A 25,033-nucleotide genomic window follows, 5' to 3' on the forward strand; every position below is an offset into this window, starting at 1 on the left:
GCCCGCGCGCCACATTAGACCGATAAACTGGCAGTGGATTCGGCCGAGCGCAGCTCTCGGCCGTTCCGCTAAATGATCAGCCAGCAGCCGCTGCAACCCCAGGGAGCGATGTGTCCCGCCGCCTGTTCACCTCGGAGTCCGTCACCGAGGGCCACCCCGACAAGATCGCTGACCAGATCAGCGACACCATTCTCGACGCACTCCTGAAGGAGGACCCGACGTCCCGGGTCGCCGTGGAGACGTTGATCACCACCGGCCTGGTGCACGTGGCCGGCGAGGTGACGACGAAGGCGTACGCCGACATCCCCAACCTCGTCCGGAACAAGATCCTGGAGATCGGTTACGACTCGTCCAAGAAGGGCTTCGACGGCGCCTCCTGCGGCGTCTCGGTGTCCATCGGCGCGCAGTCCCCGGACATCGCCCAGGGTGTCGACACCGCGTACGAGAACCGCGTCGAGGGCGACGACGACGAGCTGGACCGGCAGGGCGCGGGCGACCAGGGCCTGATGTTCGGGTACGCCTGCGACGAGACCCCCGAGCTGATGCCGCTGCCGATCTACCTGGCGCACCGCCTCTCCCGCCGGCTGTCGGAGGTCCGCAAGAACGGGACCATCCCCTACCTCCGCCCCGACGGCAAGACCCAGGTCACCATCGAGTACGACGGCAACAAGGCCGTCCGCCTCGACACCGTGGTGGTCTCCTCGCAGCACGCCAGCGACATCGACCTGGATTCGCTGCTGGCGCCCGACATCCGCGAGTTCGTCGTCGAGCACGTCCTCAACCAGCTCGTCGAGGACGGCATCAAGCTGGACACCGACGGCTACCGCCTGCTGGTCAACCCGACCGGGCGCTTCGAGATCGGCGGCCCGATGGGCGACGCCGGCCTCACCGGCCGGAAGATCATCATCGACACCTACGGCGGCATGGCTCGCCATGGCGGCGGTGCCTTCTCGGGCAAGGACCCGTCCAAGGTCGACCGCTCCGCCGCGTACGCCATGCGCTGGGTCGCCAAGAACGTGGTCGCCGCCGGCCTCGCCTCGCGCTGCGAGGTCCAGGTCGCCTACGCGATCGGCAAGGCCGAGCCGGTCGGCCTCTTCGTCGAGACCTTCGGCACCAACGCCGTCGAGACCGACAAGATCGAGCAGGCCATCGGCGAGGTCTTCGACCTCCGCCCGGCCGCGATCATCCGCGACCTCGACCTGCTCCGCCCGATCTACTCCCAGACCGCCGCCTACGGCCACTTCGGCCGCGAGCTGGAGGACTTCACCTGGGAGCACACCGACCGGGTGGACGCCCTCCGCAAGGCCGCGGGCCTGTAGAGCACGCACCACCAGGGCACTTCCCCGGGGCCCCGGACCGCTACGGCGGGCCGGGGCCCCGGGCCGTTGCGCACCCGGCCGCCGTTGTCGGTGCCGTCTGCTAAGACTGGTTGCTGTGAGCAGGGAGAACGGACCGGATCCGGGGCAGCGGGGCGAGCAGCTGGCCCTGATCCGGGAGGCCGTGCGGGAGACGAAGGCGGAGCGCGCCAAGCCGCGCACCTGGCGGGGCGCCGCGCTGGCGCCGCACCTGCCGGTGGCCCGGGTGCTGGTGGACAAGGGCCCCGTCCACCTGGACAGGCTCTGGGACTACGCCGTGCCCGCCGCCATGGACGCCGAGGCGCAGCCCGGGGTGCGGGTGCGGGTGCGCTTCGGGGCGGGCACCGGCAAGGTGCGCGAGGGCCGCCGCGAGGGCGGGAGCCTGCTCGACGGGTATCTCGTCGAGCGGGTCGCCGAATCCGACTACCGCGGACCGCTGGCGGCGCTCGCCCAGGTCGTCTCGCCGGAGCCGGTGCTCAGCGGTCCGCTGCTGGCGCTGTGCCGGGCGGTCGCCGACCGCTACGCCGGCTCGCTCGCCGACGTCCTCCAACTCGCCCTGCCGCCGCGGAACGCCAAGGCCGAGGCGGCACGCTTCCCGCCGGCCCCGCCGCCACCCGCCCCTCCCGCGCCGGCGAGCTGGAGCCGCTATCCGGCCGGCCCGGCGTTCCTGGAGGCGCTGGCCCGCGGCGACTCCCCGCGCGCCGTGTGGACCGCCCTGCCGGGGCCGCACTGGCCGGCCGAACTGGCCGCCGCGGTGGCCGCCACCCTGGCGTCCGGGCGCGGCGCCCTGGTGGTGATGCCCGACGGCCGGTCCGCCGCCCGGGTCGAGGCGGCGCTGACGGAGCTGATCGGGCCGGACGGTCACACCCTGCTGGTGGCCGACTCGGGCCCCGAGGAGCGCTATCGCCGCTGGCTGGCGATACGCCGCGGCGCCGTGCGGGCCGTGGTCGGCACCCGCGCCGCCATGTACGCACCGGTCGCCGAGCTCGGCCTCGTCGCCATCTGGGACGACGGCAACACCAACCACAGCGAGATCCACGCACCCCATCCGCACGCCAGGGACGTGCTCCTGCTCCGCGCCGTCCACGAGAAGGCCGCGTGCCTGGTCGGCGACGTGGGGCGCACGGTCGAGGCCACCCAGCTGGTGGAGAACGGCTGGGCGCGTCAGCTGGCCGCCGACCGCGAAGTGGTGCGCGGCGCGGCGCCGTTGGTCCGCACCGTCGACGAGGCCGAGCAGGCGCGGGACGAGGCGGCGCGGGCCGCCCGGCTGCCGTCGCTGGCCTGGCAGACGGCGCGCAGGGCGCTGGCACACGGGCCGGTCCTGGTGCAGGTGCCGCGGCGGGGGTATGTGCCGCGGCTGGCGTGCGGGCGCTGCCGCACGCCGGCCCGGTGCCGCCACTGCGCCGGGCCGCTGGAGGCGCGGAGCCAGGGCGGCGCGCTGTGCTGCGGCTGGTGCGGGCAGGCGGTCCCGGAGTGGTGCTGCGCGGAGTGCGGCGGCACCCGGCTGCGGGCGCAGGTCGTCGGCGCGCGCCGGACGGCCGAGGAGCTCGGCCGGGCCTTTCCCGGCGTACCGGTCCGGACCTCCGGCCGGGACCACATCCTGGAGTCCGTCCCCGACCTGCCCGCGCTGGTGGTGAGCACACCGGGCGCCGAGCCGATCGCGGAGGGCGCGGGCTATGCCGCGGCCCTGCTGCTGGACGGCTGGGCGCTGCTGGGCCGGCCGGATCTGCGGGCCGGTGAGGAGGCGCTGCGGCGCTGGCTGGGCGCGGCGGCGCTGGTCCGCGGCCAGGCGGCGGGCGGCACGGTCGCGGTGATCGCGGAGCCGACGCTGCGGCCGGTGCAGGCGCTGGTGCGCTGGGATCCGGTGGGCCACGCGGTCCGGGAGCTGGCGGAGCGGGCGGAGCTGGGCTTCCCGCCGGTGTCGCGGATGGCCTCGGTGGCGGGCCGCGCCGAGGACGTGGCCGGTCTGCTGGCGGCGGTCGAACTCCCCGCGGGGGCCGAGGTGTTGGGCCCGGTGCCGGTTCCGGTGCCGGATCCCGGCCGGCCCCGCAGGCCGGGCGACCCGGCGCCGGGCGAGGTGTGGGAGCGGGTGCTCGTACGGGTCCGCCCCGGGCAGGGCGGGGCGCTGGCGGCGGCGCTGAAGACGGCGCAGGCGGCCCGTCTGGTCAAGCGGGAGGGGCAGCCGGTGCGGGTGCGGGTCGATCCGCTGGATCTGGGCTGAGGCCGAGCGCGCCGCGCGGGCCGATGGGCGCCGCGCCCGCCGCCTCGCGGGACGGCAGCAGCCAGGCCCCGTCGCCCGTCACACGGCACGGCACCCGGGACCGGTGTCGGCGGGCGGTCCGGGTGCCGGTGCGTGGTGCCCGCGGGGTGCGGCCTGCGCGGATGGGGGAGAAGTCAGCCGTTGCGGGGGCCGGGAAAGGCGCCCGGCCGGGCCTCGTCGCGGGAGGACGCGGAGGGCTGGGTGGGCATCGAGCGGGCGGCGGGGACGGACGGGGACCCGGCGAGGCCGCCGGCGATGCTGACCGCGCGGGCCGCGGTGGCGTCGGACGAGCGCACCGCGCTGTCGCCGCCGTCGCCGGACGACTGGGTGGAGGCCCGCCGGGCGCCGTAACGCCGGTGCACCGCCTGCTTGGTGACGCCGAGCGCGGAGCCCACCGCGTCCCAGGAGAAGCCCAGCGAGCGGTCGAAGTCGACCGCCGCGGTGACGAGGGTCTCGACGCTGTCGCGCAGCTCCTGGGCGAGGCGCACGGTGGGGGCCGGCGCCCGCCCGTAGACGACGAAGCCCGTGGAGGGGCCCGTGCGCCGCGGCCGGTAGACGTTGCCGAGCTGTGCGGTGAGCGTGCGCAGGGCGTCCACCTGCCGGCGGACCCGCTCGATGTCCCGCACCAGGAGATGCAGGCTGGCGCGCGCCTGGGCGTCGTGGGTTGCGTGGTCGGCCATGAGCAAGCCTCTCGAACCGGCGTGGAAAGGAAGGGTGAAAGCGATCGGGCCGCCAAAGCGGCCCGGAATTCGGTCAATGCTGCTTGACCAACGCGCCAGGAGCGGCTCTGGTCACGGTGCAGGGGCGTACGAGCGTGTGGGCAGGGCGCGGACGGGTTCGCACGCCCCCTGGCGTTCGTGCCCATGACCTGCGTAAGGCGCCTAGACTGGTGCGCCGTTCCGCAGCGTGTGAGAGGTAGTCCGTCACTCATGAGGCTTGTCTTCGCCGGTACCCCCGAGGTCGCCGTACCCGCCCTCGACGCCCTGATCGCCTCGGACCGGCACGAGGTGGTGGCCGTGGTGACCCGGCCGGACGCGCCGGCCGGGCGGGGCCGCCGGCTGGTGGCCAGCCCGGTCGCGGAGCGCGCGGAGGAGGCCGGCATCGAGGTGCTCAAGCCCGTCAAGCCGCGTGACGAGGACTTCCTGGCCCGGCTGCGGGAGATCGCGCCGGACTGCTGCCCGGTGGTCGCCTACGGGGCGCTGCTGCCCAAGGCCGCGCTGGACATCCCGGCCCACGGCTGGGTCAACCTGCACTTCTCGCTGCTGCCGGCGTGGCGTGGCGCGGCGCCGGTGCAGCACGCGGTGCTCGCCGGCGACGAGATCACCGGCGCCACGACGTTCCAGATCGAGCAGGGACTGGACTCGGGCCCGGTGTACGGGGTGCTCACCGAGGAGATCCGGCCGACGGACACCAGCGGCGATCTGCTGACCCGGCTGGCGTTCGCCGGCTCCGGCCTGCTCGCCGCCACGATGGACGGCATCGAGGACGGCACCCTCAAGGCGGTGCCGCAGCCGGAGGAGGGGATCACCCTCGCCCCGAAGATCGAGGTGGAGGACGCCCGGATCGACTGGACCGCGCCCGCGCTGCGGGTGGACCGGCTGGTCCGGGGGTGCGCCCCGGCACCCGGCGCCTGGACGGTCTTCCGCGGGGAGCGGCTGAAGGTGATGGCGGCCCACCTGGCCCCCGGCTACGACGGGCCGGCCCTGGCGTCGGGCGAACTGGCCGCCACCAAGAAGACGGTGCACGCGGGCACCGGCAGCCACCCGGTGGAGCTGCTCTGGGTCCAGCCGCAGGGCAAGAAGCCCATGCGGGCCGCGGACTGGGCGCGCGGTGTGCGGATCACGACCGGGGAGCGGCTGGAGGGCTAGCCGGCTGGTCCCCCGCGCCGGCGGTTTCCGGTCCGCGTAGGCTGGGGCGGACACCGTCCCGTAATACCGGAGCACCTTTCTGTGAGTCAGCAGCCGCCGCGTCGCCACGGCACCCGCAAGCCCTACCGCCGCCCCAGGAAGGACCCGGTCCGGATCCTCGCGTTCGAGGCGCTGCGGGCCGTGGACGAGCGGGACGCGTACGCGAATCTGGTCCTGCCGCCGCTGCTGCGCAAGGCGCGGGCGGCCGGCGACTTCGACGCCCGGGACGCGGCGCTGGCCACCGAGCTGGTCTACGGTTCGCTGCGCCGCCAGGGCACCTACGACGCGATCCTGGCCGACTGCGTGGACCGGCCGCTGCGCGAGGTCGACCCGCCGGTGCTGGACGTGCTGACGCTCGGCGTGCACCAGCTGCTCGGCACCCGGATCCCCCCGCACGCGGCGGTCGGCGCCACCGTCGAACTGGCCCGGGTGGTACTGGGCGACGGCCGCGCGAAGTTCGTCAACGCGGTGCTGCGCAAGGTCACCGCGCACGATCTGGACGGCTGGCTGGAGCGGGTGGCTCCGGCGTACGACGAGGATCCCGAGGAGCACCTGGGGATCGTCCACGCGCACCCCCGGTGGGTCGTCTCGGCCCTCTGGGACGCGCTGGGCGGCGGCCGTGCGGGCATCGAGGAGCTGCTGGCGGCGGACAACGAGCGCCCCGAGGTGACGCTGGTGGCGCGGCCCGGCCGGTCCACGGCCGAGGAGCTGCTGGCGGCCGCGGGCGAGAACGGCGCGGTGCCGGGCCGGTGGTCGCCGTACGCGGTCCGGCTCACCGAGGGCGGGGAGCCGGGCGCGCTGGACGCGGTGCGGGAGGGGCGCGCCGGCGTACAGGACGAGGGCAGCCAGCTGGTCGCGCTGGCGCTGGCGAACGCGCCGCTCGACGGTCCGGACCGCGCGTGGCTGGACGGCTGCGCGGGGCCGGGTGGCAAGGCGGCGCTGCTGGGCGCGCTGGCGGCGCAGCGGGGCGCGGCGCTGCTGGCCTCGGAGAAGCAGCCGCACCGCGCGCGGCTGGTGGCCCGGGCCCTGGACGGCAACCCCGGCCCGTACGCGGTGATCGCCGCCGACGGCACCCGTCCGGCATGGCGGCCCGGGGCCTTCGACCGGGTGCTGGTGGACGTGCCGTGCACCGGTCTGGGCGCGCTGCGCCGCCGGCCGGAGGCGCGCTGGCGGCGCCGCCCCGAGGACCTGGACGGCTTCGCGCCGCTCCAGCGGGAGTTGCTGCGGCAGGCGCTGGCGGCGGTGCGGATCGGCGGTGTGGTGGGCTATGCGACGTGTTCGCCGCATCCGGCGGAGACCCGGGCGGTGGTGGAGGACGTCCTCAAGGGGCGCGGCGGCCCGGCGGCCGCGGCCGAGTGGCTCGACGCCCGGCCGCTGATGCCGGGGGTCCCGGAGCTCGGCGACGGTCCCGACGTCCAGCTGTGGCCACACCGGCACGGCACCGACGCGATGTATCTGGCGCTGCTGCGACGGACCGGCTGACGAGCCCGCGGCCGCCGCGGTGGCCGGTCCCGTTCGCCTGTGGCTGCACGGCCGTGGGAGCGGGCCGGAGCCCGAGATATCTTGATGTCGAGGAATGTTGATATCTTGATGTCGAGCAATATTTGAGACGTGGATGGAGCGGAGTACCCGGTGACTGACTCGACCATCATTTACACCCACACTGACGAGGCCCCGGCCCTGGCGACGTACTCGTTCCTGCCGATCGCGGAGGCGTACGCCGCGCAGGCCGGGGTGACGCTGGAGACCCGCGACATCTCGCTCTCCGGCCGCATCATCGCCGGCTTCCCGGAGCGCCTGACGGAGGAGCAGCGGATCGGCGACGCCCTCGCCGAGCTCGGCGAGCTGGCCAGGACGCCGGGCGCCAACATCATCAAGCTGCCGAACATCTCGGCCTCCATCCCGCAGCTGAAGGCGGCCATCGCCGAGCTCCAGGAGCAGGGCTACGCGCTGCCGGACTACCCGGACGACCCGAAGACCGACGAGGAGCGCGAGATCCGCGCCCGCTACGACAAGGTCAAGGGCAGCGCCGTCAACCCCGTGCTGCGCGAGGGCAATTCGGACCGCCGGGCGCCCGCGTCGGTCAAGAACTACGCCAAGGCCCACCCGCACCGCATGGGTGCCTGGAGCGCCGACTCCAAGACCAACGTCGCGACCATGGACGCCGACGACTTCCGCTCGACGGAGAAGTCCGCCGTGATCGCCGCGGACGACAGCCTGCGCATCGAGCTGGCCGCCGACAACGGCACCACCACCGTGCTGCGCGAGTCCGTACCGGTCCTCGCCGGTGAGGTCGTCGACGCCGCCGTGATGCGGGTCGCCCCCCTGCGCGAGTTCCTGACCGCCCAGGTCGCCCGCGCCAAGGAAGAGGGTGTGCTGTTCTCCGCGCACCTGAAGGCCACCATGATGAAGGTCTCCGACCCGATCGTCTTCGGCCACGTCGTGCGCGCCTTCTTCCCGGAGACCTTCGCCCGCTTCGGCGCGGACCTCGCCGCCGCCGGCCTGACCCCGAACGACGGTCTGGGCGGCATCTACAAGGGCCTGGAGTCCCTGGCGAACGGCGCCGAGATCAAGGCGTCCTTCGAGGCCGAGCTGGCCGCCGGCCCGGACCTGGCCATGGTCGACTCCGACCGCGGCATCACCAACCTGCACGTGCCGTCCGACGTCATCATCGACGCCTCCATGCCGGCCATGATCCGCACCTCGGGCCACATGTGGGACAAGAACGGCGCCGAGGCCGACACCCTCGCCGTCATCCCGGACTCCTCCTACGCCGGCGTGTACCAGGCCGTCATCGAGGACTGCCGGGCCAACGGCGCCTTCGACCCGTCGACCATGGGCTCCGTCCCGAACGTCGGCCTGATGGCGCAGAAGGCCGAGGAGTACGGCTCGCACGACAAGACCTTCGAGATCCCGGCCACCGGCACCGTCCGCCTGGTCAACCAGGCCGGCGACGTTGTGCTGGAGCAGGCCGTCTCCGAGGGCGACATCTTCCGCGCCTGCCAGACCAAGGACGCGCCGATCAAGGACTGGGTCAAGCTGGCCGTCACGCGCGCCCGCGCCACCGGCGACCCGGCGGTGTTCTGGCTGGACGCCGAGCGGGCCCACGACGCCCAGCTGATCAAGAAGGTCGAGCAGTACCTGCCGGAGTTCGACACCGAGGGCCTGGACATCCGCGTCCTCTCCCCGGTCGAGGCCACCAAGCTCTCCGTCGAGCGCATCCGCCAGGGCCTGAACACCATCTCGGTCACCGGCAACGTCCTGCGCGACTACCTGACCGACCTGTTCCCGATCCTGGAGCTGGGCACCAGCGCCAAGATGCTCTCGGTCGTCCCGCTGATGAACGGCGGCGGCCTGTTCGAGACCGGCGCCGGCGGTTCCGCCCCCAAGCACGTCCAGCAGCTGGTCAAGGAGAACTACCTGCGCTGGGACAGCCTGGGCGAGTTCCTCGCGCTCGCGGTCAGCTTCGAGCACCTGGCGAACACCACGGGCAACGCCCGCGCCAAGGTCCTCGCCGAGACCCTGGACCGCGCGACCGGCGCGTTCCTCAACGAGAACAAGTCGCCGAGCCGCCGGCTGGGCGGCATCGACAACCGCGGCAGCCACTTCTACCTCGCCCTCTACTGGGCCCAGGAGCTGGCGAAGCAGACCGACGACGCGCAGCTCGCCGAGGCGTTCGGGCCGCTGGCCAAGACGCTGGGCGAGCAGGAGCAGACCATCGTCGACGAGCTGATCGCGGTGCAGGGCTCCCCGGCCGACATCGGCGGCTACTACCGCCCCGACCCGGCCAAGGCGTCCGCGGTGATGCGTCCGTCGAAGACGCTGAACCAGGCGCTGGCGGCCCTGCAGGGCTGACCGCCGCAGCACCCCGACACCACCTCGTCCGCCCCGGCCGGGCCGCGCGCCCGGCCGGGGCGGCCCGGTGTGTGCCCAACGCCGCGGAGCTCCGCCGGAAGCGCCCGGGCCGCCCGCTGCATCCCGGCCGCGGGCGGACCGCCATACTGGGGGCATGGCCTTGATCAACCCCAGCATCCTGTCCGCCGACTTCGCCCGCCTCGCAGAGGAGGCGAGGGCCGTCGAGGGCGCCGACTGGCTCCATGTCGACGTGATGGACAACCACTTCGTCCCCAACCTCACCCTCGGCGTGCCGATCGTCGAGTCGCTGAGCAGGGCGACGGACACCCCCCTCGACCTGCATCTGATGATCGAGGACCCGGACCGCTGGGCGCCGCAGTACGTGGAGGCGGGGGCCGGTTCGGTCACCTTCCACGCGGAGGCGGCCGGGGCGCCGGTGCGGCTGGCGCGGGAGATCCGGGCCAAGGGCGCGCGGGCGTCGCTGGCGCTGAAGCCGGCCACCCCGATCGAGCCGTTCGAGGACCTGCTGCCCGAGCTGGACATGGTGCTGATCATGACCGTCGAGCCCGGCTTCGGCGGCCAGGCGTTCCTGGACATCATGCTGCCGAAGATCCGCCGCACCCGGGAGCTGATCTCGCGGCACGGCCTGCAGATGTGGCTCCAGGTGGACGGCGGGGTCTCCGCGGAGACCATCGAGCGGTGCGCGGAGGCCGGCGCCGACGTGTTCGTGGCCGGCTCCGCGGTGTACGGGGCGGACGACCCGGCCAAGGCCGTCCGCGACCTGCGGGAGAAGGCCGAGGCGGCGACCGCCGCGAGCTGGGGCTGTGCCCACTGACCGCCCCCTGGTCGAGGAGACCCGGCCCGTACGGGGCCCGGGGCCGGGCACGCCGGACATGGCACGCGCCCTCGGTTGACCTGGTGGCAACCGAGCGTTCATGCCCGTCGTGCCGGTCTTGGTCCCCGTACACCTCGGGTTTCTGAAAGGATGAGCAAAGACTCGATCAGATGCGCAAAAGGGGAGAAATTCGTGGTAGCCAGCCGCCCGCAGTCCGGAATGGGCCCCGCCGAGCTGGTGCAGGCCGCGGCCATGGCCCGCCGCTTCTATCTTGAGGGCAAGTCCAAGATCCAGATCGCGGAGGAGTTCGGCGTCAGCCGCTTCAAGGTCGCCCGCGTCCTGGAGACGGCCCTGGAGCGTGATCTCGTACGGATCGAGATCCGGGTGCCCTCCGAACTCGACGCGGAGCGCTCCGACGCCCTGCGTGCCCGCTACGGTCTGCGGCACGCGGTCGTCGTCGAATCGCCCGCGGACGCCTCGGAGGACGCCGCCGACCCGGAGAACCTCGGGGAGGTGGCGGCCGACCTCCTCGGCGAACTCGTCACCGAGGGCGATGTCCTGGGGCTCGCCTGGGGGCGTTCGATGATCCATATGGCGGCGGCACTGCACCACCTCCCGCCGTGCACCGTCGTCCAGCTGACCGGGGTCTACGACGCCGGCACCGCCGACCGCGGCTCGGTCGAGGCGGTCCGCCGCGCGGCCGACGTCTCCGGCGGCGAGGCACACCCGATCTACGCGCCGATGCTGCTGCCCGACTCGGCGACCGCCGCCGCGCTGCGCGGCCAGACCGGCATCGCCCGCGCCTTCGAGTACTTCGACAAGGTCACCGTCGCCTGCGTCTCCATCGGCTCGTGGGAGCCGGGCGTCTCGACCGTCTACGACATGCTGTCGGAGGAGGAGCGGGAGCACTACGCCTCGCTGGGCGCGGTCGCCGAGTCGTCCTCGCACCTCTTCGACGCCGAGGGGCGGCGGGTCGGCCGCGACCTGGGCGAGCGCTGCATCACCGTCGAGGCGGACCGGCTGCGCCGCATCCCCGAAGTGGTGGCGATCGCCGGCGGCCGGCGCAAGGCCGCCGCGATCGGCGCGGTGCTCCGCTCCGGCCTGGTGACGAGCCTGGTGACGGACACCGCGGCCGCCGACCACCTGCTGCTGGAGACCGGCCCCGGCCCGCGGCCGGCCCTGGACCGGGCGGACCCCGACGGGAAGTGAGCGCGCGGTCCGGGGCGTTTGCCGGCGAGCAGCCCGCGCGGGGCTGTGACAGCATCGGCGCATGCTGATCCACACCGCGCCACGCCGGGCCGCCGCCGTCCTCGGTGCGCTGCTCGCCGCGCTGCTCCTCGTCCTGACCGGCTGTTCCACCGGCGGTGACGGCAAGGGGAGTTCGGCCCCCTCGCACCGGCCGTCCGCGACCGCCACGGCCGGCGGCACCGCACCGGGCTGGGCGAAGGGCCTGCCGACCGTCCCGGCCGACCGGCTGCCCGCCGAGGCCCGCCGCACCCTGAAGCTGATCGACGCCGGCGGGCCGTTCCCGTACCCGAAGGACGGCACGGTCTTCGGCAACCACGAGAAGCGGCTGCCCGCCGAGCCGCGCGGCTACTACCACGAGTACACGGTCGACACCCCCGGTGCGAAGAACCGCGGCGCCCGCCGCCTGATCACCGGCAAGCACCACGAGTTCTTCTACACCGACGACCACTACAAGAGCTTCAAGGCGGTGCTCCGGTGAGCCCCGAGGTGCCCCCGGCACTGGCCGCGGTGCTCGACGGGCGGACGCCGGCGGGGGTGCTGCCCTGGCCGGCCGGCCGCCCGGTGGCGGACGCCCTGGCCGCCGCCCGGGACGCGGGCTGGCACGCCGCGACCCTGGACCTCGGCGGGGTCACCGACAAGGCCACGTTCCTGGACCGCTGCGCGGACGCCCTGGACTTCCCCGGGTACTTCGGCCACAACTGGGACGCCCTGGCCGACTGCCTCACCGACCTGGCGTGGCTGCCGCCGGCCCGCGGCCGGCTGCTGGCCGTCACCGGCTGGCAGGAGTACGCGACCGCCGTCCCGGAGGACTGGTCCGTGGTCGAGGGGGTGCTGGCGGACGCCGTGGGGTACTGGCGGGACACCGACACCGGACTCGCGGTGATCATGGCCGGCGGGCGCGGCCGGCAGGCGGCGTAGCGCCGGACCCGCCCGCGGGGGCGCCGTTCCGCGATGCTACGGGCGCGTCCGGTGAGCGGATGGGCCCCGGCGGGCGGGCGGCGCGTTGGCGGATCGCACACACGGCCGGCGGCGGCGTTGGGACTATCACATGAGTCCTGGTCAGGGCCCGTATCCTGGGTTGTATGCGATTCCTCAATCCGAAGAACGGCGCCCTCGAAGAGAGTTCTTCGGTGCCCTACGACCTGACCTACGACGATGTCTTCATGGTGCCCGGCCGCTCGTCGGTGGGCTCCCGCCAGGCCGTGGACCTCGCCTCGCGCGACGGCTCCGGCACGACCATCCCCCTCGTGGTCGCCAACATGACGGCGATCGCCGGCCGCCGCATGGCCGAGACCGTGGCCCGTCGCGGTGGTCTGGTCGTGATCCCGCAGGACATCCCGATCGACGTCGTCACCGACGTCATCACCTGGGTCAAGCAGCGCCACCTGGTGCTGGACACGCCGATCGTGCTCTCCCCGGTCTCCACCGTGGCGGACGCGCTGTCGCTGCTGTCCAAGCGGGCGCACGGCGCGGGCATCGTCGTCGAGGGCGGCCGGCCGGTCGGCGTCGTGACCGAGCACGACCTGGCCGGGGTGGACCGCTTCACCCAGGTCGCCGAGGTCATGTCCAAGGACCTGCTGGTCCTGGACGCGGACATCGACCCCCGCGAGGCGTTCAACCGCCTCGACGCCGCCAACCGCAAGCTGGCCCCCGCGGTCGACGCGGACGGCATGCTGGTCGGCATCCTGACCCGCAAGGGCGCGCTGCGCGCCACCCTGTACACCCCCGCCACCGACGCCGAGGGCAGGCTGCGGATCGCCGCCGCCGTGGGCATCAACGGCGATGTGGCCGGCAAGGCCAAGGCGCTGCTGGACGCCGGCGTGGACACCCTCGTCGTGGACACCGCGCACGGCCACCAGGAGTCGATGATCAGCGCGATCAAGGCCGTCCGGGCGCTGGACCCGCAGGTCCCGATCGTCGCGGGCAACATCGTCGCCGCCGCCGGTGTGCGCGACCTCATCGAGGCCGGCGCGGACATCATCAAGGTCGGTGTCGGCCCGGGCGCGATGTGCACCACCCGCATGATGACCGGCGTGGGCCGCCCGCAGTTCTCCGCGGTGCTGGAGTGCGCCGCCGAGGCCCGCAAGTACGGCAAGCACGTCTGGGCCGACGGCGGTGTCCGGCACCCCCGCGACGTGGCCATGGCGCTGGCCGCGGGCGCGTCCAACGTCATGATCGGCTCGTGGTTCGCCGGCACCCTGGAGTCGCCCGGCGACCTCCAGCACACCGCCGAGGGCCGGCCGTACAAGGAGAGCTTCGGCATGGCCTCGGCGCGTGCGGTGCGCAACCGCACCAGTGAGGAGTCGGCCTACGACCGCGCCCGCAAGGCGCTGTTCGAGGAGGGCATCTCCACCTCCCGGATGTTCATCGACCAGGCCCGCCCCGGCGTCGAGGACCTGATCGACTCGATCATCGCGGGCGTCCGCAGCTCCTGCACCTACGCCGGCGCGGCCTCCCTGGAGGAGTTCGCGGAGAAGGCCGTGGTCGGCGTCCAGAGCGCCGCCGGCTACGCCGAGGGCAAGCCGCTGCACAACAGCTGGAACTGACCCGCCGAGCCGCCGACGGCTCCGTACGCGCCGCTCACCGGCCCCGCACCGACCTGGTGCGGGGCCGGTCGCGTTCTCCGGGCAGGGTCGTGATTCACTGGGTGGAGCGCAACGTTCCGCCGCTCTTCCCGGCTGTGCGCAACGTTCCACCGCTGTTGCGCAAAGAAGCTGCATTACGGCGGGAGAACGAGGGGCCGTAAGGTCATGCGCTGTACGTGGAGTGGCGGAGACCGCCTGCTCGGCGGTCTCCTGCTGCAGGGTGGTTCGTCCTGCCTGCCCGGCCGCCGCGGTCCTGTCACCGGAATGTGCCGGAACGTGTCCGTCCGACCGGCAGCGACGAAGGAGCCCCAGTGTTGGAGAACGGCGCCGCCCCGCCCCCCGGGGACAGCTATTCCCCGCCGCCCGCCGGCGGAGTCGCCACCCGGCTGCTGCGCCGCAAACCTGTCGAACGGCTGGTCGCCGAGGGCGGCCAGGGCGAGGGGGGCACGCTCCGCCGCTCGATGGGCGTCTGGCAGCTGACCATGATCAGCATCGGTGCCACGCTCGGCACCGGCATCTTCGTCGTCCTCGGCGAGGCCGTCCCGGCCGCGGGCCCGGCGGTCGTGCTGTCCTTCGTCATCGCCGGCATCACGGCGCTGTTCTCCGCGCTCTCCTACGCCGAGCTTGCCGGCACCATCCCGGTCTCCGGCTCGTCCTACTCCTACGCCTACGCCACCCTCGGCGAGCTGGTCGCCTGGGTCTGCGGCTGGTGCCTGATCCTGGAATACGGCGTCTCGGTCGCCGCCGTCGCGGTCGGCTGGGGCCAGTACCTCAACGAGTTCCTCGGCGGGACGCTGGGCTTCACCATCCCCGACGCGCTCTCCGCGCCGCCGGGCCAGGGCGGCTACTTCAACCTGCCGGCACTGCTGGTGGTGCTGCTGGCGATGGCGTTCCTGCTGGGCGGCGCCAAGGAGAGCGCCCGGGCCAACACCCTCATGGTGGTCGTCAAGATCGTCACGCTGCTGATGTTCTGCGCGGTCGCCTTCCAGGGCGTGAAGTCCGGCAACTACGCCAACTTCATGCCGATGGGCATGGCGGGCGTCAGCGCCGCCGGCGCCACCCTGTTCTTCTCCTACATCGGCTTCGACGCCGCCTCCACCGCGGGCGAGGAGGCCCGCAACCCGCAGCGCGACCTGCCCCGCGCGATCATGCTCTCGCTGGTGATCGTCACCGCGCTGTACTGCCTGGTGGCGGCCATCGCCGTGGGCGCCCTGCCGTGGCAGAAGTTCAAGGGCTCGGAGGCGGCGCTGGCCGGCATCCTCAAGTCCGTCACCGGGCACGACTACTGGTCGGTGCTGCTGGCCTTCGGCGCGGTCGTCGCCATCGCCAGCGTCGTGCTGACCGTGCTCTACGGCCAGACCCGGATCCTCTTCGCGATGTCCCGCGACCGCCTGGTGCCGAAGACGTTCTCCAAGGTGCACGCGAAGACCGGGGTGCCCCGGGTCAACACCGTGATCGTCTCCCTCTTCTGCGGTGTGCTCGCCGCCGCGGTGCCGCTCGGCCAGCTGGCGGATGCCACCAGCATCGGCACGCTGTTCGCGTTCGCGCTGGTCAACGTGGCCGTGATCGTGCTGCGCAGGACCCGTCCCGACATGCCGCGGTCCTTCCGTACGCCGCTCTCGCGTACCCGGTGGCTCTGGCCGCTCTTCCCGGCGATCGGCTTCCTGCTCTGCGCCTTCATGATGAGCCGCCTCGGCCCGGTGACCTGGGTGGTCTTCGGTGTCTGGATGGTGGTCGGCCTTGTGATCTACTTCGGTTACGGCATGCGCCGCTCCCGATTGGCCACCGCAGAGAAGTGATCCACCCGTAGTGCGACTGAACGATCTCGACGAACGCATCGTCCACGCCCTCGCCGAGGACGCCCGCCGCAGCTACGCGGACATCGGCCAGGAGGTCGGCCTGTCCGCACCGGCGGTCAAGCGCCGGGTGGACCGGCTGCGGGCGGACGGCGCGATCACCGGGTTCACGGTGCGCGTCGACCCGGCCGCCCTCGGCTGGGAGACCGAGGGGTTCATCGAGATCTTCTGCCGCCGCAACACCTCGCCCGAGGCGATCCACCGCGGCCTGTCGCGCTACCCCGAAGTGGCGTCCGCCTCCACCGTCACCGGTGACGCGGACGCCCTGGTGCAGGTCTTTGCCTCCGACATGCGCCACTTCGAACGGGTCCTGGAGCGGATCGCCGGCGAACCCTTCGTCGAGCGCACCAAGTCCGTCCTGGTCCTCTCGCCGCTGCTGCGCCGCTACGGGTCCGGGGCGCCTCGCTAGCCGCGGCCGGCCTCCGCGCGGCGTCCGCCGGCAGGCGCGGTGTGGCGCGTGGGGCGGTGGTCGCCGCGAGTGGTCCGCGTCACCCCGTCGATGTGCCGCCGACCAGCGGTGATGCAGCACGCAACGAATCGCCGCGGTGGCCCTTTAACGCGCAACGAATCGTCCGTCAGCGTGCAACACCGGCACCTTGTCCGGGGTCCGCGGCGGCCCGTACCGTCATTGCGTCCCGCCCGAACCGCCACCGCCGAGGGGTCCCATGTCGCCGCTGCACACCGCCCTGCTCCAGAGTTCGGGACGGCCCGGCGACGTGGCGCACAACCTCAAGGTCCTCGACGAGGCGGCCCGCGAGGCGGCCGCGACCGGCGCCCGGCTGCTGGCCTGCCCCGAGCTGTTCCTCACCGGCTACGCGATCGGCGGCGACCTGCACCGCCTCGCCGAGCCGGCCGACGGCGCCGGCGCGCGGGCCGTCGCGGAGATCGCCGCCGCCCACCGGATCGCGGTCCTCTACGGCTACCCGGAGCGCGCCCCCGAGGAGCCTGGTGCCGTCTACAACTCCGCCCGGCTGATCGGCCCCGACGGCACCCCGCTCGCCAACTACCGCAAGACGCACCTCTTCGGCTGCTACGAGCGTGAGTGGTTCGCCCCGGGCGACCGGCAGGTCGTCCAGGCAGAGCTGGACGGGATCCGGATCGGCCTGCTGATCTGCTACGACGTGGAGTTCCCGGAGAACGTCCGGGCGCACGCGCTGGCCGGCACCGACCTGCTGCTGGTGCCCACCGCGCAGATGCACCCCTTCCAGATCGTTCCGGAGCAGATGATCCCGGTGCGCGCCTTCGAGAACCAGATGTACGTGGCGTACGTCAACCGCGTCGGCGCCGAGGGCGAGTTCGAGTTCGTCGGCCTCAGCTGCCTGGCCGGACCGGACGGCGTCGTCCGCACCCGCGCCGGACGTTCCGAGCAACTGGTGCAGGCCGCCGTCGACCCGGCCTTCCTCAAGGAGGCGCGGGCGGACAACCCCTATCTGCACGACCGGAGGCCGGAGCTCTACACCGACCTCGCCTGACCGACCGGCGCCGCCCCGCGCCCCGTACACCGGCCGACCGGCGACGCGCGTCCCCGCCGGCCCCGATCACCCCCCCCAGTTCTGCCCCGCGCGTACCCGTGCGCCCCGGCCCGCCCGCCCGCGCCCGATACGCCCCGTTACGCCCGCCCTGCCCGCAAGGAGTCCGCCCCGATGACGTCCACGGTGCCCCCCGCCGTCCCGCACACCGCCGCGCAGCCGCCGATCACCATGTTCGGCCCGGACTTCCCCTACGCCTACGACGACTTCCTCGCGCACCCCGCGGGCCTCGGCCAGATCCCGGCGACCGAGCACGGCACCGAGGTGGCCATCGTCGGCGGCGGCCTCTCCGGCATCGTCACCGCGTACGAGCTGATGAAGATGGGCCTCAAGCCCGTCGTCTACGAGGCGGACCAGATCGGCGGCCGGCTGCGCACCGTCGGCTTCGACGGCTGCTCGGCCGCGGCCGGCGAGGAGGAGCTGAACTGCGAGCTGGGCGCGATGCGCTTCCCGCCCTCCTCCACCGCCCTCCAGTACTACATCGACCTGGTGGACCTGGAGACCAGGCCGTTCCCCAACCCGCTGGCCGAGGCCACCCCGTCGACCGTCGTCGACCTCAAGGGCGAGTCGCACTACGCCGAGACGCTCGACGACCTGCCCCCGGTCTACCGCCAGGTCGCCGAGGCGTGGAACGCCTGCCTGGAGGAGGGCGCCGACTTCTCCGACATGAACCAGGCCATGCGCGAGCGCGACGTGCCGCGCATCCGCGAGATCTGGGCGAAGCTCGTCGAGAAGCTCGACAACCAGACCTTCTACGGATTCCTCTGCGACTCCTCGGCCTTCACCTCCTTCCGGCACCGCGAGATCTTCGGCCAGGTCGGCTTCGGCACCGGCGGCTGGGACACCGACTTCCCCAACTCCATCCTGGAGATCCTGCGGGTCGTCTACACCGAGGCCGACGACCACCACCGCGGCATCGTCGGCGGCTCCCAGCAGCTGCCGCTGCGCCTGTGGGAGCGCGAGCCGCGCAAGATCGTGCACTGGGCGCCGGGCACCTCGCTGTCCTCGCTGCACGACGGCGCGCCCCGGCCGGCCGTGACCCGGCTGCACCGCACCGCCGGCAACCGCATCACCGTCACCGACGCCTCCGGCGACATCCGCTCCTACAAGGCGGTGGTCTTCACCGCGCAGAGCTGGATGCTGCTGTCGAAGATCGAGTGCGACGACGACCTGTTCCCGATCGACCACTGGACGGCGATCGAGCGCACCCACTACATGGAGTCCAGCAAGCTCTTCGTCCCCGTGGACCGGCCGTTCTGGCTGGACAAGGATGAGGAGACCGGTCGCGACGTGATGTCGATGACGCTCACCGACCGGATGACGCGCGGGACGTACCTCCTCGACAACGGCCCGGACCGGCCGGCCGTCATCTGCCTCTCCTACACCTGGTGCGACGACAGCCTGAAGTGGCTGCCGCTGTCGGCGAACGAGCGCATGGAGGTCATGCTCAAGTCGCTCGGCGAGATCTACCCGAAGGTCGACATCCGGAAGCACATCATCGGCAACCCGGTGACCGTCTCCTGGGAGAACGAGCCCTACTTCATGGGCGCGTTCAAGGCCAACCTGCCCGGCCACTACCGCTACCAGCGGCGCCTGTTCACCCACTTCATGCAGGAGCTGCTCCCCGAGGACAAGCGCGGCATCTTCCTCGCCGGCGACGACATCTCCTGGACGGCGGGCTGGGCCGAGGGCGCCATCCAGACCGCGCTGAACGCGGTGTGGGGCGTGATGCACCACCTCGGCGGCGGCACCGACGCGGCCAACCCGGGCCCCGGCGACGTCTACGACGAGATCGCGCCGGTCGAACTCCCGGAGGACTGAGCGTCCTGCCCCAGGGCCCCGGTCGATCCGGGGCCCTGCGCACGTCCCCGGGGCCGGCCCTATCCCAGCGGTGTCAGCAGACAGCGTCCGATCAGGCCGACGCCGGCGTCCAGGCGGTCGGCGAACTCCTCGGCGATCTCCGGGAGCCGACGGACGCCCCACATCATCCGGGCCGCGGCCCAGGCGCCGTCGCGGGCCTTCTCCAGGCTCCACGAGCCGATGAGATGGGTGAGCGGATCGGCGATGTCCAGGAGGTCGGGGCCGGGCATCAGGGTCTCCCGGATGCTCTCCTCCAGGCGGGTGAGGAGGGTGCCGATGCGGTCGAAGTCGCCTTCCAGGGCGGGCGGTTCGCACTCCAGGGCCCGGCAGGTGTCCACGACGGCCAGGGCCAGGTCGTGGCCGATGTGTGCGTTGATGCCGGCCAGGGCGAACTGCAGCGGGCGGACCCGGGGGTGCCGCCGCAGCTGGAACAGCGGCCGCCAGCAGGCCGGCGGCCGCAGCCCGGTGGCGTCGGCGTCCACCGCCGTGAAGTAGCGGCGGGCGAACCGGACGTCCAGTTCGCCGGCGGCCTCCGGGTCCTCGAAGGCGCCGCCGCCCACCTGCTGCGCGACGGCCTCGGTGACGGTGAGGTAGACGCGGTTGAACACCGCCACCCCGTCGTCGGCGGGCAGCGCCCGGTCCAGCGCCCGCATCCGTGCCAGGACGTGCGCCACGCCTGCCGTCGTCGCCGGTCCGGTGGTGCCGGGGGGCCGGGCGGCGGGTGCCGCGGTGCTGTGCCGCGGGCCCATTTCGCCGTTCTGCCGAAGGGTCGTCATCCGCTCAGCGTGACATCGGGATACCCTCGAATATGCCGCTGACTAGGGAGAGTTGACCGGATCGGGGTAATAGTCGGCGCGCCGTCTTGAGGCTGCATTCCGCCGCTCCGCTCCGCTTTCCGCCGCTCCGCGCCGTGCAACGTCCCTTTCGGCATCCCGGGAAACGCCGCCGGAACGCGGTGCGGAATTCCGGAGGTTGATCCGGGGGTTGATCCGGAGGTAGATGAGTGTCTCCAGGTCGCCGGACGAACCCTTCGGCTTCTCCTTCGAATGCGAACTCTCCTGTGCCCGGCAGGACTTCGGCTATCCCGACGACTATGACGACTATCCCGACGACAAGAATGCGGGCACTTTCTCCACGGTATTCCGGTGCGGAGAAGACCTTCTGAAACGGGCCGGTCTGGCCCCATTCCCAGGCCGTGAAGAAGCTCGAAGCCTGGCAAGTGAGCCGGCCGCCCGGCCGACCCGCCCGCCGCCGCGTCGCAGTAGCTACGACCGGTCTTCCTCCGGGGCCTCCATCCGGTCGTACGCCGAGGTGCCCTCGTCCAGCAGCGGCGGCTGCTCCTTGAGGTGCGCGGGGGCCAGGGCGCGCAGTACGTGGTAGCCGGTGAGGACCACGATGGTGCCCAGCGCGATCCCGCTCAGCTGGAAGGTGTCGGTCAGGCGCAGACTGACCCCGCCGATACCGATGATGATGCCGGCGGCGACCGGGACGAGGTTGAGCGGATTGCGCAGGTCCACCTTGTTGTGGAGCCAGATCTGGGCGCCCAGCAGGCCGATCATGCCGTAGAGGATGACCGTGATGCCGCCCAGCACCCCGCCGGGGATCGCGGCCACCACCGCGCCGAACTTCGGGCACAGGCCGAAGAGGAGCGCGAAGCCGGCGGCCGCCCAGTAGGCGGCGGTGGAGTAGACCCGGGTCGCCGCCATCACGCCGATGTTCTCGGAGTAGGTGGTGTTCGGCGGGCCGCCCAGCGAGGTGGAGAGCACCGAGGCCACGCCGTCCGCGGAGATCGCGGTGCCGAGCTTGTCGTCCAGCGGGTCGCCGGTCATCTCGCCGACCGCCTTGACGTGCCCGGCGTTCTCCGCCACCAGGGCGATCACGACCGGCAGTGCCACCAGGACCGCCGACCACTGGAAGCTCGGGCCGTGGACCGACGGCAGACCGATCCAGTCGGCCTTGCCCACCGCGGAGAAGTCGAGCCGCCAGTGGTCGGTCACCTTCCCCGCGCCGTCGACGGAGTGGATCATTCCGAAGGCCCGGTCGAAGATCCAGGACACGGCGTAGCCGAAGACCAGGCCGAGGAAGATCGCGATCCGGGACCAGAACCCGCGCAGGCACACCACGGCGAAGCCGGTCACCAGCATGGTCAGCAGCGCCACCCACTGGTCCTGCGGCCAGTACGTGCTCGCCGTCACCGGCGCCAGGTTGAAGCCGATCAGCATCACCACGGCACCGGTCACCACCGGCGGCATCGCGGCATGGATGACCCGCGCCCCGAACCGCTGGACGACCAGTCCCACGAGGAACAGCGCCACCCCGACCGCCAGGACCGCGCCGGTCACCGTGGCACTGGTGCCGCCCTGCGCCCGGATGACCGCCGCGACCCCGACGAACGACAGCGAGCAGCCGAGGTACGACGGCACCCGGCCGCGGGTCGCCAGCAGGAAGATGACGGTGGCGACGCCCGACATCATGATCGCGAGATTGGGGTCGAGACCCATGAGGATCGGGGCGACGAAGCTCGCACCGAACATTGCGACGACGTGCTGTGCGCCCAGGCCGACCGTGCGCGGCCACGAGAGCCGTTCGTCCGGTCTGACCACGGCGCCGGGGGCCGGGTTGCGCCCGTCGCCATGCACGGTCCAGCGCACGCCGAGGCCCATGACTGCTCCAGTTGTTCAGGTGTTCTTCAAGGGGGACGCAAAGCATTCTAAGCAGCCGCTTACGATGGCTCGGGCTCGTCGCGCCGGCCCCCGCCGGCGGCGCGGGCACCACCGCACCCACCCGAGAATCCAGGAGCACCACCAGTGAGCGTCGACCCCCTCCAGGCCGCCGGCCCCGTCGCGTACGGGCAACTGGTCCCCGTCACCGTCCACTTCGACGACCTCGACGCGCTCGGCATGCTCCACAACTCCCGCTACCCGCTGCTGGCCGAGCGGGCCTGGGCCGAGTACTGGCACGGCTTCGGCTTCGGCTTCGACGGCGACTGGGCCGCCGCCGGCGACATGTGCAACGTCATCAAGGAGATGAAGGTCTCCTACGAGCGCCCCGTCACCCGCGCCGGCCGATACGCCGTCCACCTCTGGGTCGAGCGCCTCGGCCGCACCGGCCTCACCTACGGCTTCCGGCTCTGCTCCGCCGACGGCACCGGGACCCACGCCCGCGGCCACCGCGTCCTGGTCCGCGTCGACCCGCAGACGCTGCGCCCCACGCCGTGGTCGGAACGGGCCCGGGGCATCGCCGCGGACCTGCTGCGGCCGGAGGAAGGCGAGACCGCCGGCGCCGACGCGGCCTGAGCCGCCGCGGTCAGGACGGCGAAGGGCGGAATCCGGCCCTGCGCGCACCGCTCGCGCCCCGGCCGCCGCGTCGCTCACCCCCTCCGCTCCGCCAGGAACTCCGCATAGGTGCGCCGGCTGACCGCGTGCTCGGGGGCGAGGTTCTCCCCGCGCCGCAGCGCCGCCGCGCTCGCGCCGGGTAGCCACACCGGCAGCGGCAGCCGGCGCCGCCCGTCGGCCGCCGGCGTCATCCGGACCACCTCGTCCGCCGTCAGCACCTCGGGCCCGCCCATGTCGGCGACCCGCCCGGCCGGCTCGCCCAACGCCAACTCGACCAGCCGGTCCGCCACTTCACCGGCGTCGACGGGCTGGCAGCGGACCCCGGCCGGCACCGGTACGACGGGTGACCGCGCGCCCGCCCTGACCAGCCGGAGCAGCAGCTCGTGGAACTGCGTCGCCCGCAGCACCGTCCAGCCGACTCCGGACCCCGCCACCAGCCGCTCCACGGCCAGCTTGGCGCGGTAGTAGCGCAGCGGGATCCGGTCCACGCCGACGATCGAGATGTACACCAGATGCCGGACCCCGGCCCGGCGCACCGCCTCGATCAGCCGCCCGGCCGCCTCGGTGTCGCCACCGGCGGGGGTGGAGGCGCAGTGCACGACCGCGTCCACCCCTGCCACCGCCTCCGCCAGTCCGGTGCCGTCCCGCAGATCCACCGCGTACGCGTGCGGGCGGGGCCGCGTGCGGCCGGTGTGCGGATGCCGGCTCAGCGAGCGGACGCCGTGCCCGCCGGACAGCAGTCGCCCGACCACGGCGCGCCCGAGGACGCCGGTGCCGCCGGTGACGAGGATGTCTCTGCCTTCTGCCATTGCGGATCCGTCCTTGTGTGGGGGAGGGGGAGAGGGGAAGAGGGACGCCGCCCCCATGACGGAACACCGGGTGTGGCTGTGACAGGCGGCGCGCCCGTGTCCTGTGAGGCAGGCCACAGGGCTTCGCTCGCATGGGCGACGAGCGGCCGTGGCAGACTGGGGCTGTACTGACACAAGCAGCAGCGCACTCCGGGGTCGGTGTAATTCCGAACCGGCGGTAACAGTCCGCGACCCGTCCGCAGCCAGTGGCCGGTTGAGCAGGTGGAATTCCTGCACCGACGGTGAAAGTCCGGATGGGAGGCAGTGCGCGGCGGGCGAGCTCGAAGTACACCGCCGTCGGCAGCGCGTCCGGACGTCAACGTCCCGGGCGGGCCGTGCATTTCCGGCCCCGGTGTCCTGCGAGTCCACAGCGTCCGCTTCTGTCGTCCAGACAGCCCCGGAGTCCGTGCCCGAAGAGGCAGGAGGACCCGGTGGCCACCTCAGCCCCTGTGGAGACCGCGGCGATGCGCCGGGCCATCGAGCTCGCCGCCCGCGGCCTCGGCCGCACCAGCCCGAACCCGGTCGTCGGCTGTGTCGTCCTGGACTCCGCGGGCCGCACCGCGGGCGAGGGCTGGCACCAGCGGGCCGGCGGACCGCACGCCGAGATCCACGCCCTGCGCGCCGCGGGCGAACGCGCCCGGGGCGGCACCGCGGTGGTCACCCTCGAACCCTGCAACCACACCGGCCGCACCGGCCCCTGCGCCCGGGCGCTGATCGACGCCGGCGTCGCCCGGGTCGTCTACGCCGTCGCCGACCCCGATCCCACCGCCACCGGCGGTGCGCTGACCCTGGCCGAGGCCGGCGTCGACGTCGAGGGCGGACTCCTCGCCGACGAGGCCGCGGCCGGCAACGAAGCCTGGCTGACCTCGGTGCTGCGCGGCCGCCCGTTCGTGCTCTGGAAGTACGCCGCCACCCTCGACGGCCGGATCGCCGCCGCCGACGGCACCAGCCGCTGGATCTCCTCACCCGAGTCCCGCGCCGACGTGCACCGGCTGCGCGCCGCCGCGGACGCCGTGATCGTCGGCTCCGGCACCGCCCGCGCCGACGACCCGCAGCTCGGCGTGCGGATCGCCGGACTCGACGACGACGAGGTCAGCCAGCCGCTGCGGGTAGTGGTGGACTCCGGCGCCACCGCCGTCAAGGCCGGCGCCCGGGTCCTGGACGGCACCGCCCCGACCCTGATCGCGGTCGCCGAGGACGCGGACGCCGCCCACCTCGAAGGACTCGCCCCGCTCGTCCGGCTGCCACGCGCCCCGGGCGGGCGCGGGCTGTCCCTGCCCGCCCTGCTCCAGGCCCTGCGCGCCCGCGATGTGCGGTCCGTGCTGCTGGAGGGCGGGCCCACGCTCGCCGGCGCGTTCCTCGCCGCCGGGCTCGTCGACAAGGTCGTCGGCTATCTCGCGCCGGTGCTGCTCGGCGCCGGCCCGGCCGCCGTCGGCGACGCCGGAATCACCACCCTCACCCAGGCGTTGCGGCTCGATGTGACCGACACCGCCCGCCTCGGCTCCGATCTGCGGATCACCGCAACTCCAATCCGCCACGCCCGCCCCGAGGAGAACTGAC

The 25,033-nt window shown here is 73.2% G+C and carries 20 protein-coding genes and 1 riboswitch; of the genes, 16 read left to right on the forward strand and 4 right to left on the reverse strand.

Annotated features, from left to right (window positions below):
- The first annotated feature begins 110 nt into the window (after positions 1-110).
- A complete protein-coding gene (metK, locus tag ACRAS8_RS29320; protein ID WP_438488990.1) occupies positions 111-1,319 on the forward strand; it encodes a methionine adenosyltransferase in 1,209 nt (402 codons plus the stop codon).
- Between the two features lie 115 nt (positions 1,320-1,434).
- A complete protein-coding gene (locus ACRAS8_RS29325) occupies positions 1,435-3,576 on the forward strand; it encodes a primosomal protein N' (protein ID WP_438488991.1) in 2,142 nt (713 codons plus the stop codon).
- 173 nt (positions 3,577-3,749) lie between these two features.
- On the opposite strand, the gene ACRAS8_RS29330 is transcribed toward ACRAS8_RS29325, so the two are convergent.
- Entirely contained in the window at positions 3,750-4,295 is a 546-nt protein-coding gene (locus ACRAS8_RS29330; RefSeq protein ID WP_438488992.1) for a hypothetical protein, read from the reverse strand.
- A 249-nt stretch (positions 4,296-4,544) separates the two neighbouring features.
- On the opposite strand from ACRAS8_RS29330, the gene fmt reads away from it, so the two are divergent.
- The 12 genes from fmt (at position 4,545) to ACRAS8_RS29390 (ending at position 19,251) form a co-directional block, all read left to right on the forward strand.
- A complete protein-coding gene (gene fmt, locus ACRAS8_RS29335; RefSeq protein WP_438488993.1) occupies positions 4,545-5,483 on the forward strand; it encodes a methionyl-tRNA formyltransferase in 939 nt (312 codons plus the stop codon).
- A gap of 81 nt (positions 5,484-5,564) precedes the next feature.
- Complete coding sequence (locus ACRAS8_RS29340; protein ID WP_438488994.1) at positions 5,565-7,004, forward strand: RsmB/NOP family class I SAM-dependent RNA methyltransferase; 1,440 nt, start codon at positions 5,565-5,567, stop codon at positions 7,002-7,004.
- 150 nt (positions 7,005-7,154) lie between these two features.
- The gene (locus ACRAS8_RS29345; protein WP_438488995.1) at positions 7,155-9,377 is read left to right on the forward strand and encodes an NADP-dependent isocitrate dehydrogenase; all 2,223 of its coding nucleotides are present in this window, start codon (positions 7,155-7,157) and stop codon (positions 9,375-9,377) included.
- A gap of 154 nt (positions 9,378-9,531) precedes the next feature.
- Positions 9,532-10,212: a ribulose-phosphate 3-epimerase gene (gene rpe / locus ACRAS8_RS29350; RefSeq protein WP_438488996.1), complete on the forward strand. Its 681-nt coding sequence runs from the start codon at positions 9,532-9,534 to the stop codon at positions 10,210-10,212.
- Between the two features lie 219 nt (positions 10,213-10,431).
- On the forward strand, positions 10,432-11,421 hold the full coding sequence (locus tag ACRAS8_RS29355) for a sugar-binding transcriptional regulator (RefSeq protein WP_438490631.1): 990 nt from the start codon (positions 10,432-10,434) through the stop codon (positions 11,419-11,421).
- 61 nt (positions 11,422-11,482) lie between these two features.
- The gene (locus ACRAS8_RS29360) at positions 11,483-11,938 is read left to right on the forward strand and encodes a ribonuclease domain-containing protein (RefSeq protein WP_438488997.1); all 456 of its coding nucleotides are present in this window, start codon (positions 11,483-11,485) and stop codon (positions 11,936-11,938) included.
- The gene (locus tag ACRAS8_RS29365) at positions 11,935-12,378 is read left to right on the forward strand and encodes a barstar family protein (protein ID WP_438488998.1); all 444 of its coding nucleotides are present in this window, start codon (positions 11,935-11,937) and stop codon (positions 12,376-12,378) included. Before ACRAS8_RS29360 ends, ACRAS8_RS29365 begins: the two co-directional genes overlap by 4 nt.
- A 164-nt stretch (positions 12,379-12,542) precedes the next feature.
- Positions 12,543-14,006 carry a GuaB1 family IMP dehydrogenase-related protein gene (locus ACRAS8_RS29370; RefSeq protein WP_438488999.1) on the forward strand — a complete coding sequence of 488 codons (1,464 nt, stop codon included), beginning with the start codon at positions 12,543-12,545 and terminating at the stop codon, positions 14,004-14,006.
- Positions 14,007-14,356: 350 nt separating this feature from the next.
- A complete protein-coding gene (locus ACRAS8_RS29375) occupies positions 14,357-15,844 on the forward strand; it encodes an amino acid permease (RefSeq protein ID WP_438489000.1) in 1,488 nt (495 codons plus the stop codon).
- Between the two features lie 10 nt (positions 15,845-15,854).
- On the forward strand, positions 15,855-16,310 hold the full coding sequence (locus ACRAS8_RS29380) for an Lrp/AsnC family transcriptional regulator (protein WP_438489001.1): 456 nt from the start codon (positions 15,855-15,857) through the stop codon (positions 16,308-16,310).
- Positions 16,311-16,566: 256 nt separating this feature from the next.
- The gene (locus ACRAS8_RS29385; RefSeq protein ID WP_438489002.1) at positions 16,567-17,373 is read left to right on the forward strand and encodes a carbon-nitrogen hydrolase family protein; all 807 of its coding nucleotides are present in this window, start codon (positions 16,567-16,569) and stop codon (positions 17,371-17,373) included.
- A gap of 171 nt (positions 17,374-17,544) precedes the next feature.
- Entirely contained in the window at positions 17,545-19,251 is a 1,707-nt protein-coding gene (locus ACRAS8_RS29390; protein ID WP_438489003.1) for a flavin monoamine oxidase family protein, read from the forward strand.
- Between the two features lie 59 nt (positions 19,252-19,310).
- Here ACRAS8_RS29390 and ACRAS8_RS29395 read toward each other — a convergent pair whose 3' ends face one another.
- Both ACRAS8_RS29395 and ACRAS8_RS29400 read right to left on the reverse strand, forming a co-directional pair.
- Positions 19,311-19,964, reverse strand: coding sequence for a DUF5995 family protein (locus ACRAS8_RS29395; RefSeq protein ID WP_438490632.1), 654 nt, complete (start codon positions 19,962-19,964; stop codon positions 19,311-19,313).
- Positions 19,965-20,555: 591 nt separating this feature from the next.
- Positions 20,556-21,953 carry a uracil-xanthine permease family protein gene (locus ACRAS8_RS29400; RefSeq protein WP_438489004.1) on the reverse strand — a complete coding sequence of 466 codons (1,398 nt, stop codon included), beginning with the start codon at positions 21,951-21,953 and terminating at the stop codon, positions 20,556-20,558.
- Between the two features lie 144 nt (positions 21,954-22,097).
- On the opposite strand from ACRAS8_RS29400, the gene ACRAS8_RS29405 reads away from it, so the two are divergent.
- Entirely contained in the window at positions 22,098-22,586 is a 489-nt protein-coding gene (locus ACRAS8_RS29405) for an acyl-CoA thioesterase (protein ID WP_438489005.1), read from the forward strand.
- A gap of 74 nt (positions 22,587-22,660) precedes the next feature.
- Here ACRAS8_RS29405 and ACRAS8_RS29410 read toward each other — a convergent pair whose 3' ends face one another.
- Positions 22,661-23,434, reverse strand: coding sequence for an SDR family oxidoreductase (locus tag ACRAS8_RS29410; RefSeq protein ID WP_438489006.1), 774 nt, complete (start codon positions 23,432-23,434; stop codon positions 22,661-22,663).
- A gap of 180 nt (positions 23,435-23,614) precedes the next feature.
- Positions 23,615-23,745: riboswitch (FMN riboswitch) on the forward strand.
- Between the two features lie 159 nt (positions 23,746-23,904).
- Here ACRAS8_RS29410 and ribD point away from each other — a divergent pair.
- Positions 23,905-25,032 (forward strand): bifunctional diaminohydroxyphosphoribosylaminopyrimidine deaminase/5-amino-6-(5-phosphoribosylamino)uracil reductase RibD, encoded by a 1,128-nt coding sequence (ribD, locus tag ACRAS8_RS29415; protein ID WP_438489007.1) that lies wholly within the window; start codon positions 23,905-23,907, stop codon positions 25,030-25,032.
- Position 25,033 lies beyond the last annotated feature (1 nt).

The sequence above is a fragment of the Streptomyces sp. S186 genome (assembly GCF_051603415.1).
Taxonomy (GTDB): Bacteria; Actinomycetota; Actinomycetes; order Streptomycetales; family Streptomycetaceae; genus Streptomyces.

Excerpts from the sequence above, each read along its gene's own strand:
- ACRAS8_RS29360 (WP_438488997.1), top strand. The coding sequence starts at position 11,483 with ATGCTGATCCACACCGCGCCACGCCGGGCCGCCGCCGTCCTCGGTGCG.
- rpe (WP_438488996.1), top strand. The coding sequence starts at position 9,532 with ATGGCCTTGATCAACCCCAGCATCCTGTCCGCCGACTTCGCCCGCCTC.
- ACRAS8_RS29385 (WP_438489002.1), top strand. The coding sequence starts at position 16,567 with ATGTCGCCGCTGCACACCGCCCTGCTCCAGAGTTCGGGACGGCCCGGC.
- ACRAS8_RS29410 (WP_438489006.1), bottom strand. The coding sequence starts at position 23,434 with ATGGCAGAAGGCAGAGACATCCTCGTCACCGGCGGCACCGGCGTCCTC.
- ACRAS8_RS29390 (WP_438489003.1), top strand. The coding sequence starts at position 17,545 with ATGACGTCCACGGTGCCCCCCGCCGTCCCGCACACCGCCGCGCAGCCG.
- ACRAS8_RS29400 (WP_438489004.1), bottom strand. The coding sequence starts at position 21,953 with ATGGGCCTCGGCGTGCGCTGGACCGTGCATGGCGACGGGCGCAACCCG.
- ACRAS8_RS29370 (WP_438488999.1), top strand. The coding sequence starts at position 12,543 with ATGCGATTCCTCAATCCGAAGAACGGCGCCCTCGAAGAGAGTTCTTCG.
- ACRAS8_RS29330 (WP_438488992.1), bottom strand. The coding sequence starts at position 4,295 with ATGGCCGACCACGCAACCCACGACGCCCAGGCGCGCGCCAGCCTGCAT.
- ACRAS8_RS29355 (WP_438490631.1), top strand. The coding sequence starts at position 10,432 with ATGGGCCCCGCCGAGCTGGTGCAGGCCGCGGCCATGGCCCGCCGCTTC.
- fmt (WP_438488993.1), top strand. The coding sequence starts at position 4,545 with ATGAGGCTTGTCTTCGCCGGTACCCCCGAGGTCGCCGTACCCGCCCTC.